The organism is Pseudomonas syringae group sp. 247E2 (assembly GCF_032587795.1).
Taxonomy (GTDB): domain Bacteria; phylum Pseudomonadota; class Gammaproteobacteria; order Pseudomonadales; family Pseudomonadaceae; genus Aquipseudomonas; species Aquipseudomonas amygdali.
In genome coordinates this window covers 74,104-90,290 of record NZ_JAWHPK010000029.1, presented here as the reverse complement: position 1 = coordinate 90,290, position 16,187 = coordinate 74,104, and the positions used below count along the sequence as shown (strand labels likewise).

The following is a 16,187-nucleotide window of genomic DNA, read 5'->3' as shown; positions in this document are numbered from 1 at the left end:
CGGGTCGCTAACAGTAACAGCTTGTTCCAGCTGGAAAAAGACTGCAGGTGACTGCGCCGCCGGGGCTGCATCGGCCACCCGCCCCAAGGTTATCGAAGGGCAAGTGGCCGCGGTCATCAGTGCGGCAGGTAAACGGTCAGGGTCTGACCGGGTTTGAGGGCCTGCCCGCTACGTGGATTCCAGCGCTTGAGATGTTGCATCTCGACGTTAAAGCGCTTGGCGACCAGGTACATCGAGTCGCCTTTCTGGATCTTGTACTGCATGGATTTCTTTTCGCCGTCTTTGGCGCTGGCGACCGTTTTACTGCTGGATTTGCTGGTGTCCTGCATGACCAGCGTCTGGCCGACCTTGAGCTTCTTGCCGGTCAGCTTGTTCCAGCGTTGCAGGTCTTCGACATCCACCTTGTTGGCTTGCGCGATGGTGGTCAGGTTGTCACCGCTGCGCACCTTGTAACTTCGGGTACGTGACGGCTTGTCGTTGCTGGCCAACGCTTCGAACACGGGCTGTGAATTCTGCATGCCCGGCTTGACCGGTATGCTCAGTGATTGACCGACCTTCAGGCGGTTGCCGGACAGCTTGTTATTGCCCTTGAGCGAGCTGACCGTGACCTGATAGCGACTCGCCAGGCTTTCCAGAGTATCGCCCTTGCGTACGCGGTAAGGCTGCCAGGCGACCAGCTCTTCCTGTTTCATGGTCAGCAGGCTGGCAGTCAGCAGTTGCGCCTTGGACGTTGGCACCAGCAGATGCTGAGGCCCATCGACGGTCAGGCGCTTCTTGTAGGCAGGGTTGAGCTGGATAAGCTCATCTTCGTCAATATCGGCAGCGCTGGCCACTTTGGACAGATCGACGCGCTTGTTGAGTTCGACGACTTCGAAATAGGGCTGGTTGGCGATCGGATTGAGGTTGACGCCATAGGCTTCCGGCGACAGTACTACCTGGGACAAGGCCAGCAGCTTGGGCACATAGTCCCGTGTTTCCTGCGGAAGTGGCAGGTTCCAGTAGTCGGTCGGCAGGTTGAGCTTGTCATTGCGCTCGATGGCACGGCTCACTGTGCCTTCGCCCGCGTTGTAGGCCGCCAGGGCCAGCAACCAGTCGCCGTTGAACATGTCATGGAGGCGGGTCAGGTAATCCAGTGCGGCAACAGTCGAGGCCTGGATATCACGACGTCCGTCGTAAAAGCTGGTCTGACGCAGATTGAAATAACGCCCGGTCGAGGGGATGAACTGCCATAGACCTACAGCCTGGCTGCGTGAAACGGCCATCGGGTTGTAGGCGCTTTCGATGACAGGGAGCAGAGCCAGCTCCAGCGGCATGTTGCGTTCTTCAAGACGCTCGACGATGTAATGCATATACAGGCTGCCACGCTCGCCAGCGTTTTCCAGAAAGGAAGGGTTGTTGGCGAACCACAGGCGCTGCTGGTCGATACGGGGGTTTTGATCGTTGCCTTGTTGCAGTTGAAAGCCCTGACGCATGCGCTCCCACACATCTTGTGGCGGGGCGAGGGGAGTGACGGGCTTGTGAGACAGGAAAATCGGTTTTTGCTTGATGCCGGCGGCCAGATTAGGCGTGCGATGGCTGCTGACCGGGTCGACGCTGGCAGTGCTCTGGCAACCGGCCAGAAGCGCACTCGCGGTGACAGCCATGGCCTGAGCCAACCGAGTCAATGCGTCCGAATGTGAAGGCTTGCTGATAGATGACGACATTGTTCGGGGGGTACATCCAGACGAAAATGTCGGGCGATTCTAGGAAGCAGCCTGCCGTCGGTCAACCTTTCAGAATTTTATTGCGGTTTTATGGTCGGTCAGAACTTATCTTTCCATGCCCTCAAGCTGGCAAAGACCGCACTCTGCGAGGTGTTTTGCCCGCCGCTCCGTTCGTCCGCTTTTTCTTTAACAGATGTTTCCCGGGTTCGCAGGAACGGGTTGGTGCGTTTTTCCAGAGCCAGGTTTGAAGGAAGGCTGATGCGATTTTCACTACGCCAGCGGGTGACTTCGGCGAGGCGTTGGGCAATATCCTGATTATCGGGCTCGACGGCCTGGGCGAAGCGCAGATTACTCAGCGTGTATTCGTGGGCGCAATAAATCAGCGTGCTGTCCGGCAGTTTGGCCAGACGCTCGAGGGAGTCATGCATCTGCTCTGGCGTACCCTCGAACAGACGTCCACAGCCTGCTGCGAACAGCGTGTCGCCGCTGAACAGCAAGGGCGTTGTAGCGTCTTCATGGTAGAAGGCGATATGACCGAGCGTGTGGCCGGGAACTGCATGCACCACAAACTCGAGACCGAGCACTGTCAGTCGGTCATGGTCGACCAGTGCGATATCGCGTGCCGGAATAGTCTCTGCCGCAGGGCCGAGTACGCGTGCCCGGGTCGCCTGCTTGAGTTCCGCCACGCCGCCGACATGATCATTGTGGTGGTGGGTGATGAGGATATCGGCCAGCTGGTAGTCAGGATGCTCCGCCAGCCAGCCCAGCACCGGTTTCGCGTCGCCAGGATCGACCACAGCGCATTGCTGGCTCGAAAGGTCTTGTAACAACCATATGTAGTTGTCATTGAAAGCAGGAAGGGCGTGGATCTGTATCATGGCGCAGTTCGCATAGCGGCGGACAATGGTGCATCTTAGGGTCTGTTGCCGCTGTAAGCGAGCACCTCTGGAGGAGAACTCATGACCGATGAAGCGTTCGCTCAGGCTGATCCTGAGTGGCTTGCATTGATCCGCGCTGCCCGTGAATGGCTTTCCGGGCCGCTGGGGCAGCTTCTGCTCGAAGAGGAACGGCGCATTCTCGACGAAGAGCTGGGGCGGTATTTCGGCGGCTATCTGGTGCATTACGGCCCGTCGGCGCAAGCGCCGCCGATTGCCCCGCAGGTGCAACGCAATGTGCGGCTCGGAGCACCATTGCCGGGCGTCGAGATTGTCTGCGAAGAGCAGGCCTGGCCATTGAGCGAACACGCGGCGGATGTCGTGGTACTGCAACACGGCCTGGATTTCTGCCTGTCGCCCCACGGGCTACTTCGTGAAGCAGCCAGCAGTGTTCGGCCGGGCGGGCACTTGCTGATTATCGGCATCAACCCCTGGAGCGCCTGGGGCATGCGTCACGTGTTCGCTCGGGATGCGCTGCGCAAGGCGCGCTGCATCTCATCCTCGCGGGTCGCCGACTGGCTGAACCTGCTGGGCTTCGCGCTGGAGAAACGGCGCTTCGGATGCTATCGTCCGCCCCTTGCTTCAGCGGCATGGCAGTCACGTCTTGCTGGGCTCGAAAGCCTCGGCGAAGGACGTCAGAGCCCCGGTGGCGGCTTCTACCTTCTGGTGGCGCGTAAACTGGTGGTAGGCCTGAGGCCTGTACGTCAGGTACGCCGCGACCCTATCGGCAAGCTGATTCCCATGCCGATGGCCAAGGTCAGTCGCAACACTCAGGATCATTCCTGAGCAATGCCCTGCTGCACATGAAGCCCATCATTCTGGAAAGGTCGTAATGAGCGATAGCGTTGAACTCTTCACCGACGGTGCCTGCAAGGGCAATCCTGGCCCGGGCGGGTGGGGTGCCCTGCTGGTGTGCAAGGGTGTCGAAAAAGAGCTGTGGGGTGGCGAGGCCAACACCACCAACAACCGCATGGAGCTGACGGGTGCCATTCGCGGGCTCGAAGAGCTCAAGCGTCCCTGCGAAGTGACGCTGGTGACCGATTCTCAGTACGTGATGAAAGGCATTACCGAGTGGATGGTCAACTGGAAGAAACGCGGCTGGAAAACCGCGGCCAAGGAGCCGGTCAAAAATGCCGATCTGTGGCAGCTGCTCGATGAACAGGTCAGCCGGCATAACGTGAAATGGCAGTGGGTACGAGGCCATATCGGCCATCCCGGCAACGAGCGTGCCGACCAGCTCGCCAACCGTGGTGTTGACGAAGTGCGTGGCATAAAAAGCTGATAGTCGTCAGTCGACGTTCAGTCAAACACTCTGTACGAAATCGAGGATGACATTGCCTGCCGCGTGCGGCGCCACGAGGACGCGGTCCGGTATTTCATGACCCCGTATTTCATGATGAGCCACGTCATTACGCGCCAGTATTGCGCGCAGATCGATGAGGCTCGTGGTGCGCAGCCGGATGGAAATCGCATGGGGGCGCTCCCTGGTAATTGCAGGTAGTTCGACGCCCGGAAATTCCAGGGCAGCTGTAGCGGCGTCAATCGCTCGCAATAAGCCGCATCGGGTATCAGCCTCCAGGGCGGCACCGTTGTATGTCACCGCATTGCCGTAGATAGCTCGCCAGCGGGGTTCAAGCCGTTTGGGGTCTGCCAGATAAGTGATTGCCAGAATCCCGTCTGCGCCATTGGGGTGGTTCTGCCAGCCGCGCACCCAGATCAGTTCAGGACGATGCTGATGGCAGATAAAATTGGAGGCGTCCGGGAGTTCCGGGTCGATGAAGAGCGCCAACGAAACAACAGCTTCATCGTCGCGACCATCGGGAAGCGTCATTTTTCGGCGAAAATCAATACGGCCCTGGCTTTCAAGCCCTGCAGCCGCCATACGCGCGTGGTCATCGTCGGCATCTTTACTGTGCAGCGCCACCAGCGAAACGCCTTCTTCGCCGCGGTCGAGGAATTGACCCAGCTGACGTCCGAAGCAGAAACCGTTTACCGAGTGGGTGCCGAATTTCGAAGCATCTTCGACGCCGATCAATTCGATGAAGTTACTGGGAAACATCATCAACGAGGTGACGGTTCCCCAAGGGTGGTAGCTGACCGGCGAAGGTGCGAAGCCGATTCTGCGATACAGCTCCAGAGCCTCGGCATGATTGCGCACGGTGACAAGAGGATGATCGATACCCTGCGCAAATTGAGCAACGGCTGTCATGGTAATAGCTCCTGATTAGCCTTTGGATTTTGTCGTAAAGGTCGCCAGAAAAGCAGGGGCATTACCCACCACCTTTGCCGGTGTGCCGGCGACGACCGTTTCAGCCGCCACGGCTTTGAGTACGACCGAGTTGGCCGCCACAATGGCATTGGCCCCTACTTCGATGTTCCCCAGAACGGTTGCTCCGGCGCAAATCAGTGCGCCTCTGCGGATTTTCGGGTGTCGGTCGCCTGCTTCGTTGAGAGTGCTGCCCAGCGTGACACCGTGCCAAAGGCTCACTTCATCTTCGACTACTGCGGTTTCCCCGATGACAAGGCCGATGCCGTGGTCGACAAACAAGGATTTGCCGAGGCGTGCCGCCGGGTGAATATCGATGCTCCAGGTGTTGGCCGCCCAGTTCTGTACTAGCACCGCGCTTTGCTCATCGCCCTCAGCCCACAGTGCATGGGCGATGCGGTATGCCTGAACGGCCTGTATGCCACGGAAGGTCAGAAAGGCCGTGAGGTGATCCGGGCAGGCAGGATTGACTGTTTCCAGATGGTTGATATCGGCAGCTGCTGCCTGAGCGATGGACGGCCTGGCCTTTATGATCGCCTTGAACCAGTCTTCCAGCGCCACGTTACTCGCTTGGGCCTGCATCTGTCGGGCAAGGTTCGCAGCGAGTGCATCCTCGAAAGTCGAATAGGCCAGCAGGTGGCTTGTCGCATAATCGCCGAGTACCGGGTTGCGCTCGGTCAGTTGCCGGGCTTGATCGCGAAGGCGCTGCCAGAGAGGGCTCATATCGATCTCCTGTTGCCGATGGGTCGAGTATGGACACGCGGCAGACGCGTCAGCAATCATCGCAAACTCGGAACTCTGTTGCCTTTATCGCAACTCATGGTGCAACTCGGGAGGCGTGCGAGTTCCGGGTAAAATCGCCGCATCCGTTGTATCCCTGCAGCGCCTGCTGACGTTTATCCCTTTCAATTGCGGATGGATCCGACAGGCTCGCAGCTTCCATGGCGTGTTAGAATCGCGGCCTGTAGATGAGGCGACAGTCAATGGCATTACAAAACCTGGATAACAGATCAATCGTTCTCGATACCGAAACCACCGGTATGCCGGTGACAGATGGTCACCGGATCATCGAGATCGGTTGTGTCGAGTTGATTGGCCGGCGCCTGACCGGTCGGCATTTTCACGTTTACCTGCAACCTGATCGCGAAAGTGACGAAGGCGCGATTGGCGTTCACGGTATCACCAACGAATTTCTGGTCGGCAAGCCCCGGTTTGCCGAAGTCGCCGATGAATTTTTCGAATTCATCAAAGGCGCGCAACTGATCATTCACAACGCAGCGTTCGATGTTGGCTTCATCAACAACGAATTTGCCTTGATGGGTTCGCAGGACAGGGCTGATATTACCCAGCACTGTTCGATCCTCGACACCCTGATGATGGCCCGCGAGCGCCATCCGGGGCAGCGCAACAGTCTGGATGCCCTGTGCAAGCGCTACGGCGTCGACAACTCGGGCCGCGAGCTGCACGGCGCACTGCTCGACTCTGAAATTCTGGCCGACGTCTACCTGGCGATGACCGGCGGGCAGACCAGCCTGTCGCTGGCTGGTAATGCCTCTGACGGCAACGGCTCCGGTGAAGGCTCTGGCAACCGAGGCAGCGAAATCCGCCGTTTGCCTGCCGATCGCAAACCTTGCCGCATCATTCGTGCTTCGGAAAGTGAACTGGCCGAGCATGAAGTCCGTATGAGCACCATTGCCAAGGCATCCGGTGCACCTGCTTTGTGGGTACAAATGCTGGAAGCCGCAGCGCAGACGTCCTCCTGACAGCAACCAGCGAGTGGTGACATGAACGTGGCAAACCCTGCCTTGAGCATTCGGATCGCAGACGAATGCTTCGAGGACTACATTCTCAATAGCGAATTCACGTTTACAGTGCTTGGCTATGCCCAACCGCGTATCGGCGAAAGCGTTGATTCATGGCAGGTTGAGTTGGTCGAGCCGTACAGCAAGAATTATGGTATCGATTCTCAGGAGTTTGCCGATCATCGCGATGCCGCCACGAGTTCGGTGATGGTGGCCTGGCTGGATGACCGCCCGGTTGGCCATATCGTGATGAGCACTCACTGGAGCGGGTTCGCCTACATCGATGAATTGGCGGTAGACGAGTCGGCGCGTCGTCATGGGGTCGCGCGCTCATTGCTCGATGTCGCTCAATTCTGGAGCCGCAAGCGCAATCTGCCCGGCATCGTTCTGGAAACCCAGAACAATAACCTGGGTGCCTGCAGGTTGTATGAGCGTTGTGGATACGTGGTAGGCGGGGTGGATCATATGCGCTATAGAGGCATAGATCCCAACACACGTGAAACGGCGATTTTCTGGTATCTGATCTTTTCTGACTAGCAACTTCCCGCTGGCAGCGGCAGCTCGAGCGGGAGTTCTGCCTGTATTACGACGGTGTACGGGTGATTTTTACGCCCGATTGCACCAGTTGAAAGTCTTCACCACCCAGATGCTTGACCCGGTCACCAATTGCCAGTCTGTAAGTGATTACCGGCTGCCCGCCCTGCACCTCACCCGGCTGCGATTCCTGGAATTCATGGACCGGGTAGACGCGACCTTCGGCGTCTCTGGCATGAAATTGTCCGACGAGAACTGAAGCCATTTGCTCTGTAACCTCTGAAACTGAATATAACTGCTGGTTTACGAATCCATCGAGGCTAGTAGACCACTGATCTATAGGTGAGTTTGCCGGCAGGAAAAAAATAATCCGGGCGGTTGTGGCGCGTCGGGGAATTGACCAGGGCAATGGTCGTCTAAAGGCGGCTGTTGTTGTATACCTGATCTTCCCTATTAATCAGATGACGGATATTTTCATGAGCCAGGTTCATACCATTGCCGTATTGGTCGGCAGTCTGCGAAAAGACTCCATCAACCGAAAAATTGCGCTTGCCCTCGCGGAGCTGGCACCTGCCAGCCTTAAACTGAATATCGTCGAAATTGGCGATTTGCCTCTGTATAACGAAGACATTGATGGCGCTTCTCCGCCGCCAGCCTACAGTGCATTTCGCGACCAGTTGGGCGCTGCCGACGGCGTGCTTTTTGTAACACCGGAATACAACCGTTCGGTGCCGGGTGCCCTGAAAAATGCCATTGATGTGGGCTCGCGTCCTTACGGCAAAAGCGCTTTTAGCGGCAAACCCGGCGCGGTCATAAGCGCTTCTCCGGGTGCTGTCGGTGGCTTTGGTGCCAACCATCACCTGCGCCAGTCTCTGGTATTTCTGGACGTGCTGTGCCTTCAGCAGCCTGAGGCATACCTGGGTGGCGCTGGAAGCTTTTTCGATGAAGCGGGCGCACTGTCCGACAAGACACGGCCATTTCTGGAGAAGTTCATCAACGCCTTCGCTGCATGGGTTGAAAAGAACGTCCAGCCTTCCGTTAATTGATGTGAGCGACGTGCGCCTGCGGACCCATTGCTTTATGTAACGCAGGCGCGTCGTGCTACCTCAATAAGCTGTTTCCTTTTCCTCTGCCACGTGCCCCGGCGCAGTGAGCGATGAGGGCTATTCAAAGGAAACAGCACATGCCAACAGTACTTCCCTATTTTTTCAGCGACTCTCTGCGCAGCCGATTCACACAGGACATTCATGACGCAGTCGGCAGCTCACGCATCAGCAGTGAAGATGGCAAGTGGCTGCAATTATTGGTCGGAGTAAGTGTCGAGCCCAACAGCGATGCACCCCGTCCAAGAGCTGATCGGCTGATCATAGGCGACAATTCGCCCGATAACGCCGAACTTGCGGGTGCCTTGTTAATCAGCGACCCCACGCCAGGTGTCGCGCCAGTCTTTTTGAGTACCCTGACCTTCGGGGTTGAGCGATTCGAGAGCCGCACTTCGCTGCTAATTGCCTTGCAGCAGCGGTTTGGCGACGTCAGCGATATATCGACTATCGAGGCAGAGCGTGTCGAGGGCTCGCTCTTCGAAGCGCGTACGCTGGCGATCATGCGCCAGCAGGCCGGGCATCTGGAACGCCTGTTGGTCCAGTTGCAGGAGCTGCCGGACCTGCGAGCTGCGGCAGGCAAGGCCTTGCAGACGGCGTTAGTGCAGAGAGGCGTCGCAGACAGCGTCGACGTTTTCAGTCAGGTGGTGCAGATTCTGGGCACTGATCCCGGAGCCAATCCGGTGGTGTCATCGGTAGTGGGCACTCAGTATCTGGCTGATGCTGCTGTGCAGGCATTTTCCCTGAACGTTCTTCCGACGGGTCTGATACGGCAATTTCTGGATGCGCGGGGCCTTGTCTTGCCGCAAGCGCAGAGCGAGCTTTTCGAGCTGGCGCTGGCTGACGTGGTTTCGGGAGTTCGCGATGCATACGAGCAATTGCTGTCTGACTACTGGATGTCAAAACGACAGGACGGCCGTACAGTAAGAGACTTTATTGGTCATGCGCTCGCTGAGTGTTTTCTTCAGCATCTTTTATCGAGCCGGGCACATGGCACGATGACTGAGGCAGAGTATCGCTGTTTGCTCAGCCTGTTACCCTCGCAACCTGGCAATGCACAGTCGATACGCGTTCAACGGTTGTCAGTCACCGTTGCGGGACAGGAGCCTGTCAAGCTGGTGGGCGTGTTCCTGATTGATTTTCCCGCAGAACAGCCGTCGAGTGCGTTTCTCTACTTCTCGCTGTCGGGCTTCTTGCGCTTTGATGATCCGGCTCGTGCAATAGCGCACGTACTGAGCGACCCCTCACGTGCCGAGCTGCTGTTTTATTCATCCTTGAACGATCACCTTGCCATTAAAGAGAAGGGTAAGGTCGAGTCGTATCAGGATGCGTTCGCCAACGTGTTTTTCAGTGAATTCGCTGACTCTGTGATCGCTCTGCAAAAGCGCAATCTGCGTTATGTCCTGGGCCTGCCACCGATCCAATATGAAAAAAATCCGGTTCGGGTTGATGATGCACTGGATATTCGCGGACTCCTGGATGGCCGGCTATCAAACCTCCACGACTCAGGGCGCTGGCGTCCGGAAGTGCTGCCCTTTGGCCAAACCTGGGGAGCCTCGATCCAGGCTAGCGTGGGGGAGCATCCGAAGCTTGTTTCCGAGCCTTCTTACAACTGGATTGGCAAACTGAAGAAGCTTGATGTGTTGCTTGAGCGCGTTGATGTTCTGCATGCCGGTGTTGAGGGCTGCATGCGTCACGCGCTGAACCGTTACCTGGCTGTAATTGGAGGACCACCTCTGGATGCCCGCGCCCTTTGGATCTTGCCGGCTGCCATGGATGCGGTGCCTGTGCGGCTGCTTTCGTTGGCGCTTGACCGCGTTTGCGGCTACACGCAGGACCCCCTGTCAGACAGCGTGGTGGTGGCAGGGCTGATAACTCCGGTTCTGAATCGGCCATTGCAACGCCTGCCGTTGGCATTGCTCGAACACATACTGGTCTGTGTACAGGAGGAGTTTCCTCGCCGCTTCGAAGAGCAAATCAGCCAATTCTATTCACGTACGGTTCGTCAGCTGGATAGCAGCGAGCGCCCCGGTGTGATATCCGGCCTGGTCCGCGAGTATGCACTGCGCCTGGAATTGCTTGTTGAAAAGCGTACAGGTTTGCTTCCCGAGTCGGTCATCGAGAGCGTTCAGCAATTACTGGACCGGCCACTGCCTGGTCTCAGGGAGGCGCTGGGTGAGTCACAGGTCGATGCGTTCACCGTTTCTGTTCAGTTCGATCCTGAATCACCTGCAATCCAGGTGCCCAACGCGTTCGTGATCAATAACAGGCTTGCTCACAGCTCGCCCGCTCTGTGGGTACTGAGCAAGGGACTTGTAAGTTTCGAAACCCTGCAGGCACTGAAAGACTATGTTGCTGCGCGGTTGACAGGTTTCGAACTGGTTTCGCACTTGTCGGGGGTTCTTGCCGAGCCGGACAGGCAGAGGCTGCTTGATCATCGTACCCGGACTGGCACGCTGGATCTCAAGGTAAAACTGCAACGCATTGAAGAGCATTTCATCGAAACGTTACAACGTGGCGAGGTGGAACGTCAGCGAAGCACCGTGGCGTATCTTTATCAGCAGGCCGTGACTTGGCGGGTACCGTCAGAACTTTTCGTCAACCTGCTGAGTGCAGGAGAGCGCGATGACCGAAATCGCCAGGCTCTTGGCTATCTGGGCGTTGCCATCCAGTTCATCATCTACAAAGCCATCGTCCCTTCATGGGTCAGCGAAGCGTCGGGGACTGATCAGATTACGCTGGTGAATGCCCTGCAGCGGTTCTATGTGACCTGTGTCGGCCAGAAAGATTTTTTGTTTGATATACCCAGTCTCTATGACTACTCCTGCGAGCGACTGAAAAGCAGGTTCAACACCGATTTCACCGAGCCTCGCCCTGACCCTGAAAGCGTCCGGGTGACAATGGCGCATTACATTCCCGTCCCGGTCGCACCGGGGCAGACACCCCAGTCGATACCGGCGGCCACACAATCAGTCAGCGAAACCCTTGTGGAATATGCCATCGACCGTTTCCTGTCCAGGCAGGACGGGGTCATCCTTCTCTCATCAGCGGACGATAAGCCACTGAACGCGTCGCTCACTCCGGCTTACGTTCGTGATCTGGTGAGGTCGCTGGACATCGCTGCGGGTTACCGGAGCATGCTCGAGCCGATCCTTGCCGCGACTGCTCCTGATTACCTTAAGCGACGCAAACTGTTCGTCGATCAGATCCCTTCGCTGGATATACTGCGAGCGTTTGCGCTCAGGCTCAAGAATGAGTTGTCCGAGCAAGCTTATACGGTTATCGAAAACGTTCTTGATATGCCTGATGCCATTGCACGCCTTCCCGTCAACGGCTGCAAGATGGTATTCAGCCCCCTGCAGTTGCTCCCTGCCAAGGAAGGCTGGGAGCCGACCCTCGTACTCAATACGTATCTGATGGGGCCGCATGAAAGCCAATCGGGACCGTGGGTGCTTTACGCGCCACTGCACGACGAATTTGTTTTCAAGGAGTACCCGGACCAGGCTGCGCTGTTGAGGGACATCCATACCTCTACCTATCTTCAAGCGTACATTCTGGATCGTGTTGATCCCCATCTGCGCAAAGTCTATGACAAAGGTGGCTTCGTGGAGCCGCATCTACCTTTCAGTGCAGAATTTTCTTTTGACGTGCCCTTTGATACTCCTGCACCGGTGACCGTGCAAATCGATCCCTATAACGGTAACTGTCTGCTGCTGATGTTCGAGGGCGCTCTGGATACCCTGAAGTTACAAGTGCAACAGCACAGCGTCACTAATGCCGAACAGCGCCGCGCTGCTTCCCGGTACCTGTTCACTCTGGGGGCCGAGCAAGTCATGGCACTGATGCCGGGGCGTCTGGGTGCATTGGTTGGTATCATCCAGGGGCAGGCGCTATTGAATCTGTCGGTCATCTCGGCCGGGGGGCAGCACTGGGGCAAGGCCCTGTCGGAGTTCATGGCTGCCTTGAGCGTAATGATCTCTTCCGGGCAGAACTCTTCGGCATTCACATCACGTACGGTTGACGAGACCAGCACGTTACCGGACGACGCTGCTCTGTCCGACACGCTTTTGCAACTGGAAGATGAGCCCAATGAGTCCGGGTTTTCCTGGAGCAATAGCTCACTGACGCAGCAGATAAGAGACCGCCTGCGCGAATTCGAAGCTCATGAGATCGCCTTGGACACGCTGCAAAGGGATGAGCTGTTAAGTGTCTACCGCGATCCGGCCACCGATAGAAAGTATGCAGCCATTGGTGGTAAGACCTATGAATTGCAGTCCGATGAGGACGGTTGGTTCATTATTGCGGGCAAGAAGATTGGCCCCTCGGTCAGTCTTGATGCCGATCAGCAATGGAAACTCGATATTCAGGGCGGACTAAAAGGTGGCGGTGGTGCGCTTACCCGTATTGAAGGCAGCGTCATTGATGATCTGGTTGACGACCTGATAGTCATCAATGCTCGAGGTATGTCCGAGATTCGACATTCCTATCGAGAAATGGCCCAGGCCATCGAAGATGCATATGTTCAGGCTCAGCATTATCTGGAAAACTGCCTGGCCAACCTGACCAGGCGATTGCCGGACGGAAAGCCAGATCCACGGACGGAAAAGATACTGGCTGATTTTTTTGCTCAGAAGGTCCCGGATGAGCATGTGTATAAAGTCACCAAAAAGGCCGTTACCAAGATTTACGAGGAGTTGATGAGCCCTTCGATGTCGCCTATCGACTCCAAGCGTTACGTGGTCGGCATTAACCGGGTGGGCAACGAGTCCGCCAGTGCGTTTATCTTCGAAGCTGACCCATTAAGGCGGGTTTTTCTGACTGAGCAGTTCTTTCGTTTGCCTACCTACCGTTTCAAGCTCAACGTCATTCGCTCGGGTGAATTCAAGCATGGTCCGCATTATCGCGCCACGATCCTGATTCATGAGTTATCTCACCTGGTGCTCAAGACTGACGACATTGCCTATCTCGAATCTCAGGCGCCGTTTGTTGATTTGCTGGATGATGCATCGGAGTATCGACTGCGCATCAGAAACGAGCTGACCTATCAACAGCAGAAGACCCTGTCCTACCACACTGACCGCGACAAACTGTTCAGGCAGCTGGATGAAGACGTGTGGCGCGACTTGAGGCGAACGGACGGTAATGGTAAGCAGACGATTCTGCGGATAGCGGGTAAGAAGACCCTTGATGAGGCTCGAGACGTGTTTTACGACGATGTTCGCAAGCGTATCGACATCACGCTTAAAAACGCCGACTCGGTCGCGTTGCTGGTGACACTGCTTGGGCGGGAGCGATTCATGACGCGCTGACAGCATGCCCCGGCGACAGGCATCGCCGGGGCAGTCGCGTTTATCAGACCAGGTAGTGACGCAGTTCGCGGGCAATCAGCAGACGCTGGATCTCACTGGAGCCTTCGTAGATCTGGGTGATGCGCGCGTCGCGGTAGTACCTTTCGACAGGGTAGTCTTCCAGGTAGCCATAGCCGCCATGAATCTGGATGGCTTTGGAACACACCCACTCGGCCATCTCCGAAGCGAACAGCTTGGCTTGCGAGGCTTCGGACAGGCAGGGCTGCCCGGCGCTGCGCAGGCGCGCGGCATGCAGAATCAACAGCCGCGAGGCATTGATGCGGGTGTGCATATCGGCCAACAGGTTGGCGATGCTCTGGTGCTCGATGATCGGCTTGTCGAACTGCACGCGTTCACGCGCATAGGCCAGCGCGGCCTCAAACGCGGCGCGGGCGATGCCCAGGGCCTGCGCCGCGATGCCGATACGGCCACCTTCCAGATTGGAGAGGGCAATGGACAGCCCCTTGCCGCGCTCGCCCAGCAGGTTGGCCGCCGGGATTCGGCAGTTGTTCAAGGTGACGGCGCAGGTGTCGGACGCCCTGATGCCCATCTTGTGTTCGCTGCGGTCAACCACGAACCCCGGGTTTTCGGTGGGTACCAGAAACGCTGACAGGCCCTTTTTACCAAGCTGCGGGTCGGTCACGGCAAACACAATGGCCAGTTGTGCGCGTTTGCCGTTGCTGACGAACTGTTTGGCACCATTGATGACCCACTCATCACCTTGCAACTCGGCACGAGTGCGCAGGTTATGTGCTTCGGAGCCCGCATGCGGTTCGGTCAGGCAAAAGCAGCCTATCGCCCGACCGGTGGCGAGCTTTTCCAGCCAGGTGTGTTTCTGCTCATCAGTCCCGTAATTGAGCACCGGCCCGCAGCCGACTGAGCTGTGTACGCTCATCAGCGTGCCGGTAGCTGCGTCGGCAGCGGAGATCTCTTCAACCGCCAGCGCATAGGCGACGTAGTCGATGTAAGTGCCGCCCCATTGCTCCGGCACCACCATGCCTAAAAGGCCCAGCTCGCCAAGTTTGGCGACCAGCGCATCATCGATCCAGCCAGCCTTTTCCCAGGCCTGGGCGTGCGGGGCGATTTCGTTGCGGGCAAAGTCGCGCGCCATGTCGCGAATCATTACCTGTTCTTCGGTCAATTCAAGGTCGTGCACGACTTAATTCTCCAGACCGCTGAAGAAACCCTGCACATGCGCGCTGCTGACGTCCTGCGCGCTGGCGTGTTTCCATTGCGGCTTCTTGTCTTTATCGATTATCAGGGCGCGTATGCCCTCAATCAGGTCGCCACGCTCGAACCATTGGCGGTCCAGGTGCAGTTCCATGGCAAAGCAATCCTGTAGTGGCAAGTGACGGCCACGACGGAGCATTTCCAGGGTCACGGCCATCGCCAGCGGCGAGTGACGCTTCATGCGGCCGACGGTATCCAGCGCCCACTCGCGGGTGTCGCCGATGACCACCTCTTGCAACTGCTCGAGTATGCTGGGGATATCCGGCAAGCCGAAAAAATGATCAATCGCCGGGCGCAGGGTTTCCAGAGGCGGGTAGGGCAGGCGCTGGGTCGCCAGCTTGGCGAGGGCACCCTGCAGGTCCTTGAGCGGCGTCGACTTCCATTTCAGGTGGTCGAGCATATGGTCGAGGCGCGGCAGCATTTCGCTGTTCATCGACCAGTTGGCAAGCCCGCAGTACAAGGCATCGGCAGCGCCGATCTGGGACCCGGTCACGCCCAGCCAGGTGCCCAGCTCGCCTGGAAGACGCGACAGGAAATAACTGCCACCGACATCCGGAAAGTAGCCAATGGCGACTTCCGGCATGCCTAGCCGGCTGCGTTCGGTTACCACGCGCAGGTCAGCGCCCTGGACCAGGCCCATGCCGCCGCCCAGCACCAGACCGTCCATCAAGGCCAGTATCGGTTTGCGGTAACGGTGAATGGTCAGGTCCAGCTCATACTCTTCGGCAAAGAATGTGTAGTGCAGGTCCTGGCCGTTCTGATGGCTTTCGTACAGTGAACGGATATCGCCGCCAGCGCAGAATGCTTTGCTACCTGCGCCGCGCAGAACCACTGCATGAACAGACGGGTCGTCAGCCCAGAGGTCAAGCTGCTGGCGAAGTGTGCGGACCATATCCAGATCGATTGCGTTCAGGCCTTCCGGGCGATTGAGGGTCAGGTGACCCATGTGGTTACGCACCTCGACAACGATCGAATCCCGGCTGGAGGGTTGCCGAACCGGGCGGGCCGATGAAACCTGTGAACTCATTCTGAACTCCTTGTTCGGTTGCGCTTTCTTCTTGTTCGAGTCTTGTTGGAGCGTCGCAGAAGATCCTAGCAGCGCAAATGTGCAAAGCAAAACTGCGTTTAAGCATAGCCTGAAGTTTTACAAAGCCACTATTTAGAGCGTTTGCGGGGAGACTGAGTTTAATGCGCCGGGCTGACCGGGGTGAATCATTGCCTGGCTGATGAGTATTATGACTGTCATTAGTGTCACAAAAGGGAATTCCT

The 16,187-nt window shown here is 57.3% G+C and carries 13 protein-coding genes; 6 read left to right on the top strand and 7 right to left on the bottom strand.

The window, feature by feature from the left end:
- Positions 1–116 precede the first annotated feature (116 nt).
- Positions 117–1,703, bottom strand: a complete 1,587-nt coding sequence (locus RYC18_RS23025) for a lytic transglycosylase domain-containing protein (protein ID WP_002552745.1) — start codon at positions 1,701–1,703, stop codon at positions 117–119.
- 98 nt (positions 1,704–1,801) lie between these two features.
- The gene (gloB, locus tag RYC18_RS23020; protein ID WP_005782266.1) at positions 1,802–2,581 is read right to left on the bottom strand and encodes a hydroxyacylglutathione hydrolase; all 780 of its coding nucleotides are present in this window, start codon (positions 2,579–2,581) and stop codon (positions 1,802–1,804) included.
- Positions 2,582–2,662: 81 nt separating this feature from the next.
- On the opposite strand from gloB, the gene RYC18_RS23015 reads away from it, so the two are divergent.
- The gene (locus RYC18_RS23015) at positions 2,663–3,424 is read left to right on the top strand and encodes a methyltransferase domain-containing protein (RefSeq protein WP_316886887.1); all 762 of its coding nucleotides are present in this window, start codon (positions 2,663–2,665) and stop codon (positions 3,422–3,424) included.
- A gap of 46 nt (positions 3,425–3,470) precedes the next feature.
- Positions 3,471–3,920 (top strand): ribonuclease HI, encoded by a 450-nt coding sequence (rnhA, locus tag RYC18_RS23010; protein WP_002552748.1) that lies wholly within the window; start codon positions 3,471–3,473, stop codon positions 3,918–3,920.
- A 21-nt stretch (positions 3,921–3,941) separates the two neighbouring features.
- Here the strand turns inward: rnhA and RYC18_RS23005 are convergent, their stop codons facing one another.
- Both RYC18_RS23005 and epsC read right to left on the bottom strand, forming a co-directional pair.
- On the bottom strand, positions 3,942–4,847 hold the full coding sequence (locus RYC18_RS23005) for a VOC family protein (RefSeq protein ID WP_316886886.1): 906 nt from the start codon (positions 4,845–4,847) through the stop codon (positions 3,942–3,944).
- A 15-nt stretch (positions 4,848–4,862) separates the two neighbouring features.
- On the bottom strand, positions 4,863–5,627 hold the full coding sequence (epsC, locus tag RYC18_RS23000; RefSeq protein WP_316886885.1) for a serine O-acetyltransferase EpsC: 765 nt from the start codon (positions 5,625–5,627) through the stop codon (positions 4,863–4,865).
- 260 nt (positions 5,628–5,887) lie between these two features.
- On the opposite strand from epsC, the gene dnaQ reads away from it, so the two are divergent.
- Both dnaQ and RYC18_RS22990 read left to right on the top strand, forming a co-directional pair.
- The gene (gene dnaQ, locus RYC18_RS22995; protein ID WP_002552751.1) at positions 5,888–6,667 is read left to right on the top strand and encodes a DNA polymerase III subunit epsilon; all 780 of its coding nucleotides are present in this window, start codon (positions 5,888–5,890) and stop codon (positions 6,665–6,667) included.
- Positions 6,668–6,688: 21 nt separating this feature from the next.
- Positions 6,689–7,243, top strand: a complete 555-nt coding sequence (locus RYC18_RS22990) for a GNAT family N-acetyltransferase (RefSeq protein WP_004664371.1) — start codon at positions 6,689–6,691, stop codon at positions 7,241–7,243.
- Between the two features lie 46 nt (positions 7,244–7,289).
- Here the strand turns inward: RYC18_RS22990 and RYC18_RS22985 are convergent, their stop codons facing one another.
- Positions 7,290–7,505, bottom strand: a complete 216-nt coding sequence (locus tag RYC18_RS22985) for a hypothetical protein (protein ID WP_005743892.1) — start codon at positions 7,503–7,505, stop codon at positions 7,290–7,292.
- A gap of 211 nt (positions 7,506–7,716) precedes the next feature.
- On the opposite strand from RYC18_RS22985, the gene RYC18_RS22980 reads away from it, so the two are divergent.
- Both RYC18_RS22980 and RYC18_RS22970 read left to right on the top strand, forming a co-directional pair.
- Complete coding sequence (locus tag RYC18_RS22980; protein WP_004660698.1) at positions 7,717–8,286, top strand: NADPH-dependent FMN reductase; 570 nt, start codon at positions 7,717–7,719, stop codon at positions 8,284–8,286.
- Positions 8,287–8,423: 137 nt separating this feature from the next.
- A complete protein-coding gene (locus RYC18_RS22970; RefSeq protein ID WP_005743894.1) occupies positions 8,424–13,649 on the top strand; it encodes a dermonecrotic toxin domain-containing protein in 5,226 nt (1,741 codons plus the stop codon).
- A gap of 43 nt (positions 13,650–13,692) precedes the next feature.
- Here the strand turns inward: RYC18_RS22970 and RYC18_RS22965 are convergent, their stop codons facing one another.
- Both RYC18_RS22965 and RYC18_RS22960 read right to left on the bottom strand, forming a co-directional pair.
- Positions 13,693–14,844, bottom strand: coding sequence for an acyl-CoA dehydrogenase family protein (locus RYC18_RS22965; protein ID WP_004664374.1), 1,152 nt, complete (start codon positions 14,842–14,844; stop codon positions 13,693–13,695).
- 3 nt (positions 14,845–14,847) lie between these two features.
- Positions 14,848–15,945, bottom strand: coding sequence for an enoyl-CoA hydratase/isomerase family protein (locus RYC18_RS22960; protein WP_046835003.1), 1,098 nt, complete (start codon positions 15,943–15,945; stop codon positions 14,848–14,850).
- Between the last annotated feature and the right edge of the window lie 242 nt (positions 15,946–16,187).